This window comes from Fischerella major NIES-592 (genome assembly GCF_001904645.1).
GTDB lineage: Bacteria > Cyanobacteriota > Cyanobacteriia > Cyanobacteriales > Nostocaceae > Fischerella > Fischerella thermalis.
Window position 1 is genome coordinate 227,553 of the sequence record NZ_MRCA01000005.1, and the last position, 19,677, is coordinate 247,229.

16 protein-coding genes and 1 pseudogene are annotated in these 19,677 nt (G+C 40.4%); 14 read left to right on the plus strand and 3 right to left on the minus strand.

From position 1 onward, the window contains the following. The first annotated feature begins 115 nt into the window (after positions 1-115). Together NIES592_RS11795 and NIES592_RS11800 are read left to right on the plus strand one after the other, a co-directional pair. Positions 116-382: a hypothetical protein gene (locus NIES592_RS11795; protein ID WP_073555825.1), complete on the plus strand. Its 267-nt coding sequence runs from the start codon at positions 116-118 to the stop codon at positions 380-382. After that, positions 379-1,380, plus strand: a complete 1,002-nt coding sequence (locus NIES592_RS11800) for an ABC transporter ATP-binding protein (protein ID WP_084552290.1) — start codon at positions 379-381, stop codon at positions 1,378-1,380. Before NIES592_RS11795 ends, NIES592_RS11800 begins: the two co-directional genes overlap by 4 nt. A gap of 140 nt (positions 1,381-1,520) precedes the next feature. On the opposite strand, the gene NIES592_RS11805 is transcribed toward NIES592_RS11800, so the two are convergent. Both NIES592_RS11805 and rimO read right to left on the minus strand, forming a co-directional pair. Beyond that, complete coding sequence (locus NIES592_RS11805; RefSeq protein ID WP_073555827.1) at positions 1,521-3,071, minus strand: DEAD/DEAH box helicase; 1,551 nt, start codon at positions 3,069-3,071, stop codon at positions 1,521-1,523. An 86-nt stretch (positions 3,072-3,157) separates the two neighbouring features. Beyond that, positions 3,158-4,474 (minus strand): 30S ribosomal protein S12 methylthiotransferase RimO, encoded by a 1,317-nt coding sequence (gene rimO / locus NIES592_RS11810; RefSeq protein WP_073555828.1) that lies wholly within the window; start codon positions 4,472-4,474, stop codon positions 3,158-3,160. Positions 4,475-5,441: 967 nt separating this feature from the next. Between rimO and btpA the strand changes: the two genes are divergently transcribed. The 5 genes from btpA (at position 5,442) to NIES592_RS11835 (ending at position 11,237) form a co-directional block, all read left to right on the plus strand. After that, a complete protein-coding gene (gene btpA, locus NIES592_RS11815) occupies positions 5,442-6,290 on the plus strand; it encodes a photosystem I biogenesis protein BtpA (RefSeq protein WP_026086509.1) in 849 nt (282 codons plus the stop codon). A gap of 132 nt (positions 6,291-6,422) precedes the next feature. Beyond that, positions 6,423-7,412, plus strand: a complete 990-nt coding sequence (locus tag NIES592_RS11820; protein WP_062246544.1) for a vitamin K epoxide reductase family protein — start codon at positions 6,423-6,425, stop codon at positions 7,410-7,412. 160 nt (positions 7,413-7,572) lie between these two features. After that, positions 7,573-9,774, plus strand: coding sequence for a CHASE2 domain-containing protein (locus tag NIES592_RS11825; protein WP_062246547.1), 2,202 nt, complete (start codon positions 7,573-7,575; stop codon positions 9,772-9,774). A gap of 666 nt (positions 9,775-10,440) precedes the next feature. Then, the gene (locus tag NIES592_RS11830) at positions 10,441-10,710 is read left to right on the plus strand and encodes a hypothetical protein (RefSeq protein ID WP_009453857.1); all 270 of its coding nucleotides are present in this window, start codon (positions 10,441-10,443) and stop codon (positions 10,708-10,710) included. 83 nt (positions 10,711-10,793) lie between these two features. After that, complete coding sequence (locus NIES592_RS11835; RefSeq protein WP_073555906.1) at positions 10,794-11,237, plus strand: SRPBCC family protein; 444 nt, start codon at positions 10,794-10,796, stop codon at positions 11,235-11,237. Between the two features lie 106 nt (positions 11,238-11,343). Here the strand turns inward: NIES592_RS11835 and NIES592_RS11840 are convergent, their stop codons facing one another. Then, the gene (locus NIES592_RS11840; RefSeq protein ID WP_062246552.1) at positions 11,344-12,165 is read right to left on the minus strand and encodes a SirB1 family protein; all 822 of its coding nucleotides are present in this window, start codon (positions 12,163-12,165) and stop codon (positions 11,344-11,346) included. A gap of 434 nt (positions 12,166-12,599) precedes the next feature. Between NIES592_RS11840 and NIES592_RS11845 the strand changes: the two genes are divergently transcribed. From NIES592_RS11845 to NIES592_RS11875, 7 genes and pseudogenes are all read left to right on the plus strand, one after another. After that, the gene (locus NIES592_RS11845) at positions 12,600-14,126 is read left to right on the plus strand and encodes a sensor histidine kinase (protein ID WP_256678119.1); all 1,527 of its coding nucleotides are present in this window, start codon (positions 12,600-12,602) and stop codon (positions 14,124-14,126) included. 11 nt (positions 14,127-14,137) lie between these two features. Next, positions 14,138-14,818, plus strand: a complete 681-nt coding sequence (locus NIES592_RS11850) for a response regulator transcription factor (RefSeq protein WP_073555829.1) — start codon at positions 14,138-14,140, stop codon at positions 14,816-14,818. Positions 14,819-14,947: 129 nt separating this feature from the next. Beyond that, complete coding sequence (locus NIES592_RS11855) at positions 14,948-15,139, plus strand: response regulator (RefSeq protein ID WP_306417331.1); 192 nt, start codon at positions 14,948-14,950, stop codon at positions 15,137-15,139. A gap of 200 nt (positions 15,140-15,339) precedes the next feature. After that, positions 15,340-15,636, plus strand: a pseudogene (locus NIES592_RS11860) (UDP-glucose 6-dehydrogenase); the annotation flags it as partial. A 53-nt stretch (positions 15,637-15,689) separates the two neighbouring features. Beyond that, positions 15,690-16,937, plus strand: a complete 1,248-nt coding sequence (locus tag NIES592_RS11865) for a glycosyltransferase family protein (protein WP_073555830.1) — start codon at positions 15,690-15,692, stop codon at positions 16,935-16,937. Positions 16,938-17,087: 150 nt separating this feature from the next. Continuing rightward, positions 17,088-18,272, plus strand: a complete 1,185-nt coding sequence (locus NIES592_RS11870; protein ID WP_073555831.1) for a glycosyltransferase family protein — start codon at positions 17,088-17,090, stop codon at positions 18,270-18,272. A gap of 86 nt (positions 18,273-18,358) precedes the next feature. After that, positions 18,359-19,651 carry a glycosyltransferase gene (locus NIES592_RS11875; RefSeq protein ID WP_256678126.1) on the plus strand — a complete coding sequence of 431 codons (1,293 nt, stop codon included), beginning with the start codon at positions 18,359-18,361 and terminating at the stop codon, positions 19,649-19,651. Positions 19,652-19,677: the final 26 nt, after the last annotated feature.

Here is a 19,677-nt window from a genome sequence, read left to right on the forward strand (position 1 = left end):
ACAGGATTTGTGATTTAGTGGAAAAACAACTATGATCATAAACCCAAACGAAAAGCTCAATGTTAATTAGAAACAAGATTTATCGAGTTTTGACAAAATAGGAGCGCAAAGATCTGTGCAAGCGAACTTTATTCGCCAAATTGCTCAAAGTAATTCCTATGATTTTCAGATTAATGCTTCTGCTATCCAACTTTATCAGCGTTTTTTGCATTATCTATGGCGGCATAAAATACCTCTTTTAGCAGGTTTTAGCACAATCTTTTTTCTTGCTTTTTTACAGGTAATTATTCCCAAAATTACTCGCTATGTTATTGATGTTGTTATTCCTACATTCGTGCTGTACGCTTATGGTCTGGTTTTGCACCAGTGGTTGATTTCATGAACCATCTCGGTTATGTTACTGTTCTTGCCTATGGTGCTTGGGAGGTGATGAGAGGTGAAATAACTGTAGGTGATTTGACAGCATTTTTAGCTTATTTGAATCATATTAATCAACCTGCAAAGCGGTTTAGTAAGGTGATGCATACTATCCAGAAGGGTGCAACAGCGCTGGAGCGAATTTTTGAAATTCTGGACACCCAACCAGAAATTGAGGAAAAACCAGAGGCGATCGCACTTCCTCTGATTCAAGGTAACATTAGTTGGCAAGCAGTTGAATTTGCCTATACCTCTGGTCAGCCTGTAATCCATAACTTCACACTTGATATACAGCCAGGAATGACAGTGGCGCTGGTAGGTTCTTCAGGGGCAGGTAAAAGTACTTTAGCAAATTTAGTGGTGCGTTTTTATGATCCTCAAAAGGGGCGAATTTTGATTGATGGATATGACATCCGTGACGTAAATCTACAATCCCTACGTAGTCAAATAGGTATTGTATCCCAGGAAACTTTACTGTTACATGGAACTATAGAGGAAAATATTGCTTACGGTAAAGTTGGTGTGCATCATGCAGAAATTGAATCAGCTGCAAGAATTGCCAACGCTCATGAATTTATTATTAACCTGCCCCAGGGTTATCAGACCATGATCGGTGAACGCGGGGTGAAGCTTTCAGGAGGACAGAGACAAAGATTAGCGATCGCTAGAGTTTTGATCAAAAATCCCCGATTTCTTATACTCGATGAAGCAACTTCTGCTCTAGATACAGAATCAGAACACCTCATTCAAAAGGCACTCAAGGAACTACTGAAAAATCGCACTTGCTTGGTAATTGCTCATCGACTCTCAACTATCCAGAACGCTGATCTCATCGTAGTTTTGGAAAAAGGTTCTATTCAAGAAGTAGGTACTCATAGCGAGTTACTTGCTAAAGGCGGTAGATACGCTTATCTACATACAATGCAGTTTCCCCAAAAATCACACCTAGATGTGCAACCATAAGAAGTACACCAACAAAGAGTTTTCACAGACTGCAATACTGCAACTTTAGAAGCTATCCCTACTCCGTTTGATAGTCAAGAGCCCATTGCCAAGTGTCAATTGTCAAGAGCTCTTTACTAATGACCGATGAGCAATGATGACTAGGAAGCGGACTCTCTAGCTGGATGAGAACTTACTTTTTTCGGCACCGGAGTATCCCGTCGTCCTGTGCGCAGTTTGGGCTTGGAGGAGCTGCGTTTGTCTCCTTCTGCACCTGCTTCTGATGACACCCAAGAGGAACGGCGACGGTGTTCACCACTAGACTCGCGATTAGAGTCACGGTGACCGCCACCCCGTAATTTGGGTTTGGGAGTGGGTCGGAGGTCTTCTTCAGGATAGTCGGCTTCTGATAGCAACCAAGCAGGACGGGTTTGGTCGTAGGCGATTTGTAATGCAGCTGCGGCGATCGCATGGGCATCATATTGTTCACTGAGCTGACTAACGATGGACAAAAATGAAGCCATGCGTTCACCCACCAAAGCTTCCTGCACCTGGGTTTGTAATTTTTGCAGCTGCTTAGCTTCAATTTGTGCCCTTGTGGGAATTGAGAGTAATTGCCAACTTTGACGTACATGGCGCTCAAACAACTGCTGCTTGCGTCGTTCAAAGGGCTGCACTAAGGTGATGGCTGTACCTTCTTTACCAGCGCGACCAGTACGACCGATGCGGTGGACATAGGTTTCCACACTGTCTGGTAAATCAAAGTTGATGACGTGGGATAGTTGGTCAACATCCAAGCCCCGGGCTGCAATATCCGTAGCTACTACCCAGCGCACTTGACGATTACGGAATCGGGTCAACAAACGTTCCCGTGCTTGTTGGGATAAATCACCGTGGTATTCATCAACACTGTGACCCGCAGCTTGCAATTGATTGGTGAGTTCAGCAGCGGTGCGTCTGGTGCGAACAAAGATCAAAGCCGATTCTGGATCTTCCATTTCCAAGATGGGCTGCAAGGCTTTGACTTTTGACCAATGGCGTGGTACGAGATAAGCTACCTGATTAATTTTGTTGGGAGCAGCTTTTGGTTGTTCAACGGCAACTGTGACTGGATCGTTGAGGAACTTATTCACCAGCTGGCGGATAGATGGCGGCATTGTGGCGGAGAATAAAGCTGTCTGCCGTTCTTGGGGTGCTTGGGAAAGAATTTTTTCCACGTCATCGATAAAGCCCATGCTCAGCATTTCGTCAGCTTCATCTAAAACAAACCATTTCACATGATCCAGCTTCAGGCTACCCCGTTCTAGCAAGTCTATGACTCGCCCTGGTGTACCCACGACCATGTGAACACCGCGCTTGAGTTGTAAAATTTGGCGATCTATAGATTGACCGCCATAAATCGCCATGACGCGCAAGCCTTCGTTACCCAGAAACTCACTGATAGCATCTTGAACTTGAATTGCTAACTCTCGAGTTGGGGTCAATACCAGTGCTTGTACTACTTTTTGACTTACATCCAGCCGCTCTAGAATTGGCAGAGAGAAAGCAGCTGTTTTACCTGTACCTGTTTGAGATTGACCAACAACATCGCGACCCGCTAAAAGTTGGGGAATCGCTTGGGCTTGAATGTTGGTTGGTGTGGTAAAACCAATTTTTTCAATTTGCTCAATCCGTTCTGGTGAGATACCTAGTTCTTGAAAAGAAAGTGTCATTAACTCTCCTAATTTGTATTTAGTTATTGGCTATTGGTTAGTGGTTAGTGGTTAGTGGTTAGCTGTGTACTACTAACTTTCAACTACTAACTACTAACTACTCCGTACAAGTCGTACGTATCAGCTTCTTTGATGGCTACTGGTACGATAGTTCCCAATCTTGCTTGCCCACGAACGTAAACTTGACCATCTACTTCCGGAGCAAATCTCGCCGAACGACCGATTAATTCTCCTGTTGAGGGATTTTCTTGTTCAATCAAAACATCAACGACTCTGCCAATTTCTTGCTGATTTTTACGTAGGGAAATTGGCTGTTGCAGTTCCATCAATATGTCCCGCCGTTCATCTTTGATTGCTTGCGGTAATTGATTGGGTAGGTTGTAGGCTGGTGTTCCTTCCTCTGGAGAGAAGGTGAAAACACCTACATGGTCAAATTCATGGCGTTGGATGAATTGAAATAAATGCTGAAAATGTTCATCATCTTCGCCAGGAAATCCGACAATAAATGTTGTCCGCAGTATCGCCTGTGGTAGTGCTTCCTTGATGCGTTCGATAATTGCATCGTTGACTTGTCCTTGCCAAGGACGGTTCATGGCGCGGAGAATTTCGGGATGGGAATGTTGCAGGGGCAAATCCAGATAAGGTAAGACATTGGGTGTTTCACGAATTGCCGTAATCACATCTGGAGTCAGTCCCGTCGGATAAGCATAGTGCATCCGAATCCACGGTACGTCTACTTTCCCCAAAGCACGAAGCAATTCGGCTAATTTAGGCTTCCCGTAGATATCTATACCGTAATTTGTGGTGATTTGGGAAATCAAAATGATTTCCTGTACCCCTTGACTTACTAATTGTTCAGCTTCCGCGACTATTGATTCTATAGTACGCGATCGCTGGTTTCCTCGCAGCTGCGGAATGATACAAAACGCACAGCGATAATCACATCCTTCTGCAATTCTTACATATGCCACACCTTCGGTTGTAGTGCGATAGCGGGGTGTGGTTTCATCGGCGATGTAAGTTGGTTCGGCGCTAATTTCTTTGACGCGATCGCCCTGTTGTACTCGTGCAATCACATCAACGATTTTGTGATAATCGCCTGTACCTACTACCGCTACTGCTTCGGGCAACTCTTCCAATAACTGCTCTTGGAAATGCTGCGCCATACAACCTGTAATGACGATTTTTTTATTCGCCTCTGCCAGTTCTACTAGAGTCCTGACAGATTCTTCCCGAGCTGCTTCGATAAAACTACAAGTATTAACAATAACGTAATCTGCTAACTCTTCATTAGAATCTACTCCATAGCCTGCTTCTACCAGCAGCCCTAACATATGTTCTGTATCAATTCGATTTTTTTCACAACCCAGATGAGATATTGCAATGGTTGGTTTTTCACCCATACTATAAAAATAAAGTTTTCAGTTTTTTTTGCATTCCAAAAGTTAAATCTTAACTAATGTTTTTCAGACACTTGCTCAAGAGTTAAACCCGTTCGCATCATGCCTGCATGACAAAATTTAAACGCACCCACACCGAATCTCCTGATCCCAATGAATTGCACAGAGATCATGCTATGATTTTCTTAACTATTCTGTGTTTCCAAGGGAAAAACAAATAGTCGTTGGGTAAAATAGACACTTTTAATTTTTTGTGCAAATTGCTTTTGGTATTTTACATTACCGCAGCGCGTGCGTTGTGAATCTACTCTACCCTAAAAGGAGCCACTTTCCCCTGTGGGATGTGTGGTGAGAAGTCGCTACCATCTAGGAAAACACGCACTAAATTACGCCTTGACAGCGGTAATGATACCAATTCAGTACAGGTTTTACCCGCAACTGCAACAGAATAAATAGCTGTTCTGCCTCAAACAGCTACCTTACGGAAAGCCGCTTGGCGTCTTGTGCGTCTTGTGAGTTGCAAACTCCTCTTGTAAACAGTTTTTATCTTAACATATCTTATGGAAGGTTTTACGTTAATTTCCATCTTAAGGGGGAGGCGGAAAACCGATCAACTTAAAAAAAGTTGGAAAAGTTAGTCAAAAGTCAACAGTCTAAAGTCCTAAGTCAACAGTCCAGAATTCTCAGTCTACAGGATATTGACTGGCAATTTTGGATTATGGATCGTAAATTTTGGATTAGATTTTTTTAGTATACGTTCCAACTGCAAGCCAAATGGGACGAAACAAAAATTAACAATCCAGAATCTGTAAGCTCTTGAGTGGGATAAATCCACAATAGCCAGATGATTTCGGTTTATGCCTAGCCTTTATGGTCAGGACAAATCCAAAATCCAAAATCTAAAATCAATTGACTATTGACTAGTGACTATTGACTATTGACTCTGGACTGTGTGTTACGGATTAAAGACGTGGACTTATATCAGCTATTTAAAACCCGCACACCGATTATTGGTGTAGTTCATTTACTACCATTACCTACCTCGCCCCGTTGGGGAGGTAGCCTAAAAGCAGTAATTGACCGTGCTGAACAAGAAGCAACAGCTCTAGCCAGTGGCGGAGTTAACGGTATCATTGTAGAAAATTTTTTTGATGCACCGTTTACTAAAAACCAGGTTGACCCCGCAGTTGTTAGCGCCATGACTGTAGTAGTGCAGCGGATACAGAATATGGTGACGCTACCTATTGGCATCAATGTTTTACGGAATGATGCCAAAAGTGCGATGGCGATCGCAAGCTGTGTGAAGGCGCAATTTATCCGTGTGAACGTCCTCACCGGCGTGATGGCAACGGATCAAGGTTTAATTGAGGGAGAAGCCCATCAATTACTGCGCTATCGCCGGGAATTGGGTAGTGATGTCAAAATCTTCGCTGATGTCTTAGTTAAGCACGCTCGTCCATTGAGTTCGCCAAATCTAACTGTAGCGGTGCAAGATACAATCGAACGGGGTTTGGCAGACGCCGTGATTTTATCTGGTTGGGCTACAGGCAGTCCACCTAACCAAGAAGATTTAGAATTAGCTACACAAGCAGCAGCAGGTACACCAGTATTTGTTGGTAGTGGGGCATCTTGGGAAAATGTTGCGACATTGTTACAAGCAGCAGATGGAGTGATTGTCTCTAGTTCCTTAAAACGTCACGGTCGTCGCGAACAAACAATTGACCCTATTCGTGTTAGTCAATTTGTAGAAGCCGCACACCGCAGCTGGAACAACAGGGGCGATCGCAAATCTATTTCTTCTGTGAGCCTAAAATCTTAAATTGGGGATTGGGAAGAGGGGATCAGGGATCGGGAATAGAGAATTGGGCAATTGGTATTTATTCTCCCCTTGTCTCCCAAGTCGTCCCTGTTGTCTCCCCAGTCCCCTATCACCAATTACTCATACCTGCTTATGAAACGCCGCCTTTCTTCTACTCCTTGGATTCATCGTCGATCGCGTTTGCTAATTGGTGCGATCGCTATTTTAGGTGCATTAACCACTGCTTACCTGACCGTAGTTAAATTTAGCCAAAGCTCCGCTGCTTGTCCTACCCAAAGTTGTGATATCGTACTACAGAGTGATTATGCCACAGTTTTCGGACAGCCTCTGGCTTTGTTCGGTTTCTTAGCTTATGTGAGCATGGCAGTTTTTGCCCTAGCCCCGTTGGCTGTCGACCCAGTTAACAAGAAGGATTCTCGAAAAAAGCTGGAAAATCTCACTTGGCTACTGCTGTTGATCGGAGCGATCGCCATGTCGGTGTTCAGTGGTTACTTGATGTACCTGCTGGTATTCAAGATTAAAGCACTCTGTATCTACTGTGTAGCCTCAGCAATTTTTTCCTTAAGTATGTTAGTCCTAACTATTGTGGGTCGTGCTTGGGAAGAAATCGGGCAAATCTTTTTTACTGCCATTGTTGTCGGTATGGTGACACTAGTTGGAACTCTAGCTATTTATGCTCCTCCATCAAATAATAATAGTGGAGTCACCATCGTTGAAAATCCTGGTCAACCAGCAATCATCAGTTTCAGACCATTACAAGAACCCAAACCAGGTGTTGGCTGGGAAGTTACCACTACCTCCGGCGAGGCAGAAATTGCCCTCGCACGTCACTTAAAGCAAATAGGTGCTAAAGAATACATTGCCTGGTGGTGTCCTCACTGTCATGAACAAAAATTACTTTTTGGTAAAGAAGCTTACAAAGAACTTGATCACATAGATTGCGCTCCTGTTGATAACCCCAATGGTTTAAAAGATGAGTGTAGAGCAGCTAAAATTCAAAGCTATCCGAGTTGGATTATCAATGGTAAAATCTATGCAGGAGTGCAGAATTTAGAGCAGCTAGCAAACATTAGTAATTACGCAGGCCCACGTAATTTTAAGTATGTTTTAAAACAATCGTAAAAAGTGCTTTTGTCAGTAGCAATTCTATTTGAGTTGTAAAAAGTCACATTGTCCAGTTCCCCAACTTTTCCAAAAAGTTGGGGTTCTTGTTTTTCAGAAATGATTTAGGATTGCTATAGTTAATTGTCTACAAGACTTAGGCAAAAATTGACACAAACCCATGAATAAGCAGAAAGGCAAACGCTTCGTGAGGTTAATTTACCTGTTAAAAAAATTTTTGTGTCGAGGAAAAAGAGAATTTTTCACAGCCTCTAGCGTTGCCATCTGCATTTTACTATTACGTTTTTTTGGATTATTGCAATCTTTAGAATGGGCAGCTTTGGATCAATTTTTTCAACTACGCCCCATCGAAGCACCAGAAGAATCAATCACTATTGTCGCAATTGATGAAGCTTCTTTGCGTGAGATTGGTTCTTGGCCAATTCCCGATGGTGTGATTGCCGAAGTTTTACAAAAATTACATCTCCAACAGCCACGTGCTATCGGCTTAGATATTTATCGAGATTTAAAGGTAGAGCCTGGTCATACAAATTTATTAAATACTTACAAATCAATACCAAACTTGATTGGAATTGAATTACTTTCCAATAATCAAAATAATAGTGTTGCACCACCACCAGAATTAAGTAAACTGAAACGAGTGGGTTTTAATAATGTACTGCTAGATGCTGATGGTAAAGTACGTCGTAGCTTATTGTACTGGCATCTTGAAGACCAAGCACACGAAAGTTTTGCTTTAAAGTTAGCAAAGCTTTATCTCCAGGCAGAAGGTATTAGAGCCAAAAAAGCCGCACAAAATCCCAAGAATTTACAGCTGGGTAAGGCAGTATTCCATCGTTTTCAACCCCATGATGGTGGCTATGTCGGGGTTGATAATAAAGGCTATCAAATATTGTCTAATTTTCCGAAATTAGCTTGTAGAAATTCATTACCAGATATTTGTGCCTTCCGTAGGGTTTCCATGCGAGATGTGCTAAGCGACCAAGTACCTCGCCAGTGGATTCACGATCGCATTGTCTTAATAGGTTCTACTGCACTTAGTCTTCAGGATTTAGTGTTAATTCCCTACTCCAGTCGGTTGATGGGTACGGCAAAGCCTGTAGCAGGTGTGGAACTGCAAGCCTATTTTATCAGTGAATTCATCCGCGCTGCCCAACAAGGAAGACCTTTACTCAAAGTCTGGGCTGACTTAGTTGAAGGGTTATGGATTTGTGTTTGGGCTTATGTCGGTGCAGCCACGAGGTGGCGAGTACGGCGGTTGAACAGAAGTATCTTGAGTATCCTGTTGTTTTGCTTGGTATTGCTTGGTAGTTGTTATATTGCTTTCTTGTTTGGTTGGTGGATACCAATAATGCCTGCTTTACTTAGCTTTAGTATCTCAGCAATTGTTATCACCTCACAAATCGCCCACATGCAAGAAGAGTTAAAACGATCTAAGGAGTTTTTGCATCAAGTTATTAATACTATTCCCGATCCAATTTTTGTCAAAAATGAAAAACATCAATGGATTGTTTTAAATGAAGCTTATTGTCAATTAGTTGGTTATCCTAAGAGTTTATTGCTAGAAAAGTCAGAGTATGATTTTTTCTCTAAAAAAGAAGCTGAGTTGTTTCGTCAGCAAGATGAATTAGTGTTTCGATCGCAGCAACCCCAAGAACACGAAGAAGAATTTACTGATGCTAGCGGTAAAACTCACTTTATTTCCACTAAGCGATCGCTCCACAAAGATGGCGCAGGTAATTTATTTTTGGTTGGGGTAATTCGTGATCTAACTGAACGTAAACTTCTAGAAGATGAACTCAAACGCACTGCTGCTGAGTTATTTCGTTCTAACAGTGAGTTGAAACTTCAAGAAGATCATTTACGTTATCTGGCGTATCATGATCCTCTGACTGGTTTACCTAATCGGAAATTATTTGCTGAACAACTACAGGAATCTGTGGAATGGGCGCGCAATAATAGATTGTTGCTAGGACTGCTGTTTATTGATTTGGATGGCTTCAAGCAAGTTAATGATAGCCTGGGACATGAAATAGGCGATCGCTTGCTGATGACTGTTGCTCAGCGCCTCAGCAATTGTTTACGGGGTAGTGATACCGTCTCTCGCTTGGGTGGTGATGAGTTTACCGCAATTCTACGAGCCATCCCCAAACTAGAAGTAGCTGCGATCGTGGCTGAAAAAATTTTAGCAACTATCACTGAGCCAATTGTCTTGGATGGACACACGATAAAAATATCGGCCAGTATCGGCATTAGTGTTTATCCTCTCAATAGTAACGACTGTGAAACTTTGATTAAACAAGCAGATGCTGCAATGTACCATGCTAAGCGTTTGGGGAAAAATCGTTATGAATTTAGTTAGTAGTGGTTTGCATTAATTTGTAGTGTTTTTAAACGCAAAGGGACGCAGAGTTTGGTTCAGGAATTTCGCTATGAATTTGGTGTTGCTTCACAATGCACTAACCACCTCTGTAGCAAAAGAATATTATTGTCAACCCTAGCTTTATTGCAGCGGTATAAGTATTTTTACAGTGAGTCCATTTTTTGGTATTAGCATATTACTTTGCTTAAAATTTCAGTGTATATACTGAAATTTTAACAAGTAAATAAATTTTTTTAAATTTTTTCCGGATGAAAAACAATCATATTAACAATATTGCTCATACGTTGAAGTCTTTTTCTATAGCCATTTGAGTATCAATTGAATTTGTGATTTCTCGAATATAGTATTTACTCGGAAAAATATTAATAAATTATTAAAATTAAGTAAAGTAGCTGATGTAATTGTGGTATTTATGGAGAAAGTACTACTTTGGATAGATGTCAATGCTATGAGAGTAATAGAAAGTAAACAAAAAGCAGGTAAGTATCTACACGGTTAAAAGTTTACATCCGAACTTTAATTAATAGAATATTTGTGCTTTTTATTCAGTGATTATGCGGATGAAAATTTAAACTTTATCCGAAGTTTTAATAAAACTCAGATTTTCAAAGCAAAAGATTGTTAATTAAATAAAAACCAAGGGTTATGAAGACTAGCTTGAGAACTACTAGCGTTGTCTTGTTTTTTATCGGAGTTGCTCTGATAATTCTCAAAATGGCTGATACCGCTTGGATGTTTACTGATGCGATTGTTAATCATCAGAGTAGTGACCAGACTACAAATAATTTGATCAGCCTGAGGGTTGATTCTCAAAGTTCAAAGCGTAAAACTACAAATTTTCAATCGAGTAGCGACTATGAACCTCCAAATTATGGTGGTCCCGATAGTCCTTCTTATGGTAGTGGAACTCGGTGATCGGGGGCGATGAGTTCCCCAATCCCCTCAATTTGCGTTACTCTGAGTGCAGATATGATAAGAACTTAAGCTAAATGTCTGCAATGGAAGTTTTTGAACAATCAATAGATATTAATGCCTCAGCCGCAGTGGTTGAACGTTGTATTAGCGATCGCATTTTAATGCACCGTTGGCTCAATCCTGTATTGCGTTGCGAACCTGTAGGTGAATGGAGTACCGATGTTGGTAGTCACAGTCGGTTTGTGATTCAAATACCTTTAATTAAACCGACATTGAAGAGTACTGTTGTAGAAAGAAAACCAGGTTTGATTGTTTGGGGGTTCGAGGGTTTTTTTAAAGGACGCGATCGTTGGGAATGTCAACCACAAGCAAAAGGAACACGCCTGCTCAATCGCTTTGAATTTGAGATACCCAACCCTTTGGTGAGTTGGGGTTTTAAAACCTTTGCCGAAAATTGGACAAAAGAAGACATGCAAGCCCAACTGCGCCGACTTAAGCTTTTAGCAGAGGAGATGCAGCAGGAGTGAGAGGTGATGGGATGATGGGGAGGTGGGGAGTGTGAGTGGTGGAAGAGTAACCACTAACCACTAACCACTAACCACTAACCACTAACCAATAATAAATGACAATTGACTACCCTCTACCAAGTTGAGTCAGCAATCGCCTAATCATGTAGGCGTCTTGGGCTTCTGGGGTTTTGACTAGGTAAGTTTCTAGATCATTGGCTGCTTGGGAGAAGCGACCGAGTTGATAGCATAAAAGACCGCGATCGCGCACTTCTAAAGCAAAACCAGGAAATAATAATAAAATTCTCTCTACTGCTGCTAAGGCTTTTTCTAATTCCTGTTTATTCAAGTAGATATATTTGAGATTTGTTAATATTCTCGCCAAAATTTGTTTGTTTGTTACTGCTGCTAAAAATTCTGGTTGCAAAGTCACGGGATGCTGATAGATTTGAGTTAATTTCTCTTGACAATCTTGCGGAAATAATATCTCACCTTTATTGAAGGTATCCACAAAAATTTCAATATCAGAAATGTCAGGACGAATGAGGAAGTGTCCTGGCATTCCTATGCCTACCATCGCAAAATCAATCCGTCGGGCAATTTCTAGATATATTAGTGCTAAGGTAATCGGAATTCCTAGGCGGCGATCAATCACATCATTCAAATAGCTGTTACGGGGATCATAATATTCTTGTTTATTTCCTGTAAATCCCAAATCGTTATAGAGATATTGATTAATAGTTTGGATGATTCGCAAAGGATAACGCTCTGCTGGCAACCGTTCTTCCAATTCTGCTGCCATTGTATCTAGACTATTGATATATTCTTCTGGATCAAGTTCAGGATATTCTTCTTGGGCAATATATAAGGCTGCTCTTGCTAAATCTATACACTCATCAGGCTGCTGAATTTCCTGGTAAAAATATTGCCGCGCTGATGAGATATTCATAAGTTTATGCCGAGTATAGGTTTACAGTTCAGATTGAAAATTATGAAGTGGTGGTGATACCTATATTTAATATTAAAGATATTGGCTAGATTTGCAAATAATTTGATACAAAAAAATAAATAATAAGCATCTATCTAAGGTATGAAAATCATGAATCAAGCAGAAGAATAAGTATAGACAATCTTTATGTATTCTCTTCTTCGTTAGAGGAGAAGGTGATTAAAAAATAAATACGCAGGTGGAGGATTATGGGCAGTGAGTAGGGAGTGGGGGGAGATGGGGAACTCGGGGTCCCCTCTGGGGAGTGGGGGAGGTGGGGAGCAAGTAGTTTAAAGAATGGGTAACCACTAACCACTAACTATTGACAAATGACAAATGCCTAATAATCAATAACTAGTAACTATTTAAATTTGCTTATTATTTATTTTTAAATCATGCACATAACTCCAAGTAGAAGTAGAGAACAAGACACAGCAAAAAACAAATTTTTTCATCCCACTAGGGGAATTTTTTGGGCAGTCCAGACTCGGATTCTCTTTTGGTACATTTTATCTACGATTTTCATCTTTATTATCTTTATTCCAACATTTCGTGAGGTTCTGTATGCAAGAGTAGACACGCGAGTGCGTAGGGAACTGGCAGAAAAGATGGAAACATTTAAAAAACTAATATATGAAAAAGACACGGAAGTACGAGAGGAGATAGGGGAGTCTAGAAATATAAAGGTAGACGAACAACTAAAGCCTCCATCTTCTCATGAAGAATTAGAAGACTTTTTTGATGCTTTTCTTTCTCGTCAACTACCAGAAGATGATACACATTTAATTGCTTTTGTCAATGAAAAGTTTTACAAATCGAGTCCTAGTGCTAGACCAGATCCCTTGGCAAAAGATTCAAAGTTGATGCGGCGTTGGGCTAAGCTAACCGAACCTGAACAAGGAGAAAGATCAGTTTCAGACAAAACTATAGAAAATATAATCTATATTACTGAACCAGTCAAAATCAATGGAAAAACTCTCGGAGTATTTGTTGTTGCTCATACTACAGCGGGTGAACGCGGGGAGGTTTTAGAAGCTGTCTCGGTGATCGTACAGTTGAGCAGCGTAGTGTTGATAGTGGCTTTAATATTTGCTTGGCTAGTTTCCGGCAGAATTTTGGCTCCTTTGCGTTTACTGATGGTGACAACTCGCTCCATTAGTGAATCTGATTTAACTCAACGCTTACCAGTCAAAGGTAAGGGTGAGATTGCAGAGTTAGCAATTACCTTTAATGAAATGATGGATCGTCTGGAAGCTGCCTTTACCAGTCAACGCAACTTTATTAACGACGCTGGACACGAACTCCGCACACCAATTACTATTATCCGGGGACACCTAGAATTAATGGGTGATAGCCCTGAAGAAGTGCAGGAAACTGTTCCCCTGGTACTGGATGAATTGGACCGTATGAGTCGATTTGTGGAAGATTTGATTTTGCTGGCAAAAGCAGAACGTCCAGATTTTTTACAGTTGGAAACAGTTGATTTAGATTCCTTTACACGGGAATTATTTCTGAAAGCACAAGCACTAGCAGACCACAATTGGCAGTTGGAAGGCATTGGTAAAGGCAAAATCATCGTAGATCGGCATCGACTGACTCAGGCAGTTATGAATCTGGCACAAAATGCCACTCAACATACATTATCAACTGATACAATTTCTCTAGGATCGGCAATTAATCGAGGCAAAGTCCATTTTTGGGTTAAAGATACCGGGGAAGGCATTGCCAAAGCTGACCAACAAAGAATTTTTGGGCGCTTTGCCCGTGCCACTAACAGCCCTCGGAGATCGGAAGGTGCAGGACTAGGTTTGTCAATTGTGCAGGCGATCGCACAAGCCCATTATGGCTCAGTAAAGCTTCGTAGCCGATTAGGTTTCGGTTCTACTTTCACTATAGTCTTACCAGTGGAACCACCACAATAAGGAAGTACCCGATGCATCGCATTCTCATCGCTGAAGATGAACCCCGTATAGCCTCCTTTTTAGAAAAAGGCTTATTTTCTCATGGCTTTACTACTGCCGTTGTTGCAGATGGCAATGAGGTTGTACTCATGGTTCAAGAGGGCGAATTTGACCTACTGATCTTGGATTTAGGATTACCTGGAAAAGACGGTATAGAAGTCATAGAAGATTTACGTGGACAAGGCGAAAGCTTGCCGATTATTATTTTGACTGCCCGTGATGACATCAAAGATAAAATAACAGGATTAGAAAGCGGTGCTGATGACTATGTGACTAAGCCCTTTCGCTTTGAAGAACTATTAGCAAGAGTCCGGGTAAGATTACGCAGTAGTACTGTTTCTTCGGTGAAAAATGATACGCTTCTCAAAGTTGGTAATATAATCCTGGATCTACGTACTCGTAGAATCAAAGTAGATGGTCGCACTGTTGATTTACCAGCACGGGAATTTACTTTAGCAGAAACTTTTTTCCGTCATCCAGGACAAGTATTAAGTCGAGAACAACTATTAGACCGAGTTTGGGGTTTTGATTATAACCCAGGTTCTAATATTGTGGATGTGTATGTAGGTTATCTACGTAAAAAGTTAGGTAGTGACCTGATTGAAACTGTCAGAGGCATGGGCTATCGATTACGGTTAAGTAATGACCTCTAGTAGCGATCGCGTAGGTTGATAATTTGAAAATCGGCTCTAGTTTTGCTCATAAAGCTATATATTGGTCATGGCTAAAATTGTCTCTGACTTGGCTCCGACTTTAGAAATACATCCGAGATATTTGGTTAGATGACCCAGATTTTAGTTGTGGAAGATGAAGTTCGCCTCGCTGCCTTTATTCAAAAAGGACTCCGCAAAAATGGTTTTACTACTATAGTGGCAGTAGACGGGGAACAGGCAATTTTTATGGCTGAAAGTAGCGATTTTGATTTACTACTGCTTGACTTAGGATTGCCAGTAATAGATTGGTCACACCCGTAAATTGTAAATTCATATTTTGATTCAGCAACGCCTTTTTTCAAATCGGGATAACATATCAACTTCTTTTGATGAAAAACTTCTCATAAAAAATTCATACAGAATTCATCACTAATTGAGAGCCTATGTATATGTGAGGAATTAATTATCTGTTTTTCTCACAGCTTCAGTAGTTTTTGAGCATTTTCGAGGATTAATGCCATGAATTTCTCCGGGAAGGTTCGGCAGTTTACGACACATTTAATCCCGATCGCATTGTATTAGGTAGCAATAGCCCCAGAGCGATCACTATGATGCAGGAACTGTATGCGCCAATCATTGAGCGCAAGTTTACATTTAATAATTATTTATTACCTCCCGTGCCTATGGTAATAACAGACTTAGCATCCGCAGAGATGATTAAATATGCTGCTAATGCCTTTCTGGCAACCAAGATTAGTTTTATTAACGAAATAGCCAACATCTGCGATCGCGTTGGTGCTGACGTTACTCACGTTGCCATCTTGGCTGTTTCTTAGTATCTCTTGCACCCGCACTAAAGAGGATCTGAACAATGAGACTGCTGGTTTATTCCCATGACACATTCGGTTTGGGTAATATTCGCAGAATGCTAGCGATTTGCGAACATCTATTGAGGGAAATAGAGGAACTCTCTATTTTACTAATATCTGGTTCACCGATACTACACGGGTTTCGCCTACCCAAAGGACTTGACTACATCAAGCTTCCTTGTATCAATCGAGGAGAAATAGATAATTTAGTTGCTAAGTACTTGGGTACAGACATCGATGAAACAGTGAAAATGCGATCGGATTTGATTCTATCAGCAGCCGTTAACTATAAGCCGGATTTAGTACTGGTAGATAAGAAACCCTACGGGATTAAAAATGAACTTGCCCCTACTCTAGATTACTTGCAAGCTAAGTTACCACAAACTCGCTTTGTACTTCTGTTAAGAGATATTCTCGACACGCCAGCAAAAACGATCGCAGAATGGCACAAACATGGTTATTATGAAGCGGTTAAAAAGTTTTATGACTTGTTGCTGATTGTTGGGATACCAGAAATTTTTCATCTACCACAGGAATATGAGTTTCCAACTGAGGTTATCCAGAAAGCACACTTTTGTGGATATATCCGGAAACCGCGGGGATGCAAGCAACCTGAGCAAGTGCGAGATGAGTTACAGCTAAGTTCTGATGAGAAGCTTGTATTAGTTACTCCTGGTGGGGGAGAAGACGGTTATCAGCTAATTCATACCTATCTCACAGGCTTGAAATTACTGACAGATACACACAACATCAAAAGTCTGATTATTTCCGGTTCAGAGATGCCGATAGAGCATAGACAGGCATTGTATCAGGTGGCAACAACCTATCCACAGGTGCAGATGTATGAATTTACCGATGACTTGATGAGTTATTTGGCGGTAGCGGATGTAGTGGTATCGATGGCTGGTTACAACACAGTGTGCGAAATTCTTTCTGCAAGCAAACCTGCTGTGGTGATACCGCGAATCAAACCCTCCCAAGAACAGTTTATGCGATCGCAGAGAATGTATGAATTTGGTTGCTTCCAGACAATTCATCCTCATGAGCTGACACCATCAGTCTTAATGCAACAGGTACAGCAACAATTAGTAAATACTCAAGTGAATAATACTGTTAACTTAGGCGGGTTAGATAGGATTGCTAGCTTAATTAAAAGTATTTTTATTTGTAAAAATACTTTTAATGAGCGAGAATTTTTGTATTCGGAAAGATTTTCACAGGGTATTTTGACTGGAAAAATAATTATTTGATAAACGAACACAGATGGACACAGATGAACACAGATGGATTGTTCGTTTGTGACTGGTTGTGGTTGATAAGTTATGGGTTTTATTTCTACATGTTTTTGTGGATTTAGATGAGATTTATCTTCAAAAATTTATCAGTGTTGGAAAAAGATTATGAAAAAGTTAATGTTCTACTGCCAACATATTTTAGGTATGGGTCATCTAGTGCGTAGCATGGAGATTGTACGCGGTTTAACTAAAGATTTTCATATTTGTTTTATTAATGGCGGTGAAGTTATTCCAGAGTTCGAGGTTCCTTCAGAAGTTGATGTCGTTAATTTACCAGCAATTAAAACAGACCCGGAATTTAAAGAATTGCAAGTGGTAGATAATGCCTTTACGCTAACAGAAGTTCAAAAAATTAGAAAAAATTTGCTGCTGTCAATATTAGACAAATTCCAGCCAGATATTTTAATGATAGAATTATTTCCTTTTGGTAGAAGGCGCTTCTCGTTTGAATTAATTCCTTTATTAGAAAGAGTGCAAGCAAGTCAATCTTCTACTAAAGTAGTTTGCAGTCTCAGAGATATTGTAGTTACAAAACAAAATCAAGCTCGACATGAAGAAAAAGTCTGTAAACTCATAAATCAATATTTTGATTTACTATTGGTTCATGGCGATCCAAAATTTGTGTCATTAGAAGAAACTTTCTCTCGAATTCAAGACTTTAATTGTCAAGTTTACTATACTGGATATGTAGTCCAAAAAACATCAGAAAATCCTGTTTTCAGTGATGAAGATAAGGAAATTATTGAATCTGACCAACCTTTGATTTTAGTCAGTGTTGGTGGTGGTAGATTTGGTCATGAATTATTGGATTGTGTGGTGAAGACAGCGCCATTATTAGAGAAAATAATTCCCCATAATATTCAAGTTTTTACGGGGCCATTTATACCAGACGAAAAATTTCAGGAATTGCAAAGGCTAAAGCAAAATAGCAATAATCTTCGCATTCGTCGCTATACACCTTACTTTTTAAATTACATGCAAAAAGCAGACTTGTCTATTAGTATGTCTGGCTACAATACCACACTCAATATTTTAACAACGGGTGTACGAGCTATGATTCTTCCTTTCACTGGTAACAATGATCAAGAACAAACTATTAGATCTCAAAAGTTAAATGCACTAGGAATTACGAAGACAATTTATCCTCAAGATTTGCAACCTGACATCTTTGCTTGGAGGATAATCAGTTACTTAGAAAAGCAAATAAATAAAATTAAGTTCGATTTTAATGGTGTGGAAAATACAGCAAAAATTTTAAAAGATTTTGTCTATAAAGAAAAAATTGCTTAAGTATGTTGCCACAAATGTAGAGACTTGCCATGGCTCGTCAGTCACAAGCGCAAAGGAAGCAGAGAAAAGAGATTTTAGTAAAAACCATGAATAAAACAAAGATTTGTATTACTACACTGGAATACCCTCCAGATATAGGTGGTGTGGGTGAGTCAGTGCATCGTATTGCCCAGATGTTAGTTAGTAGTGGTTATGAAGTTCATGTTGCAGTTTTTCGCTCTAAGCAACGGCTAGTAGATGATGGAAGGGTAAGACGAGCAAGCTGTAAAACAACTGTTCAGGATGGAGTATTTGTACATCGAATTAAATCAGCTGTACGTGATGATACACAAGAAATTCATGATTTTTTTAGTGATGTCTACTTACACTTGAAATATTTACATCAACAGTACGGTTTTGATTTGTTTCATGCCTTTTTTATGAATGAAACAGGTTACGTTACGACACTGTTAGCCAAAGAAAATGATTTGCCAGTTATTAATAGCGTCCGGGGTGCTGACTTACACAAACATATTTTTAATCCTAAGAACCATGCTCAGATAGCTTGGGTTTTAGAAAACTCTAATTGGGTAACATTTGTAAGTCAAGACTTGCAGAAAAGAGCGAATGCGATCGCTCCTAGTGTAAAGTTAAAGTCTTCTGTTTTTTGGAACTCAATTGCACCAATTAATTTCACCAAACTCCGCACCCCTCCTCTCATATCAGAGTTGTCGGGTATTATCATCGGTTCTAGTGGCAGATTTCGTGACAAGAAAGGTATAGAATTTCTCCTTGATGCTTGCAGTGAGTTAAGCAAGAAAATCGACTTGACGTTGCTGCTGATTGGTAACTTTGTAGAGAAAGAACGAAAATATTGGCAACAAGAATTAAAACAATGCTCTTTGGGTTCTCGCCTTCGCATTACAGGTATTACAACTCGGCAAGAAGCTTTAGCTTATTTACCACATTTAGATATTTTCGCCATTCCCTCAGTAACTGACGGGTGTCCAAATGCGCTTCTAGAAGCCATGCTAGCTGGTTGTGCCATTGTTGGCACTAGAGTAGATGCTATTGGTGAAATTTTGGAAGATGGCGTCGATGGTTTACTTGTCAATCCTGGTAGTAGCGCTGAACTCAAAACAGCACTGCTATCTTTAGCTACCCAACCACAGCTACGCAAGCAACTGGGTGCAGCAGCCAAAACAAAAGCACAACAGCAACTTCATCCATCCATAGAACATCAGAACTGGATAAATGTTTACCAAGAAGTTTTGCAGAGTTGGGAATACGAGAAAACAATCATACAGCGCTTTTTTGGCAGTGAGAATTTCTCCACTGATAACTTTAACAGTACCTACTTTGGTGCAGTAGAGAAAGTAAGGGGACAAAGGGAAGTATGAGGAGTGGGAAAGCCAGCGACTCTTAC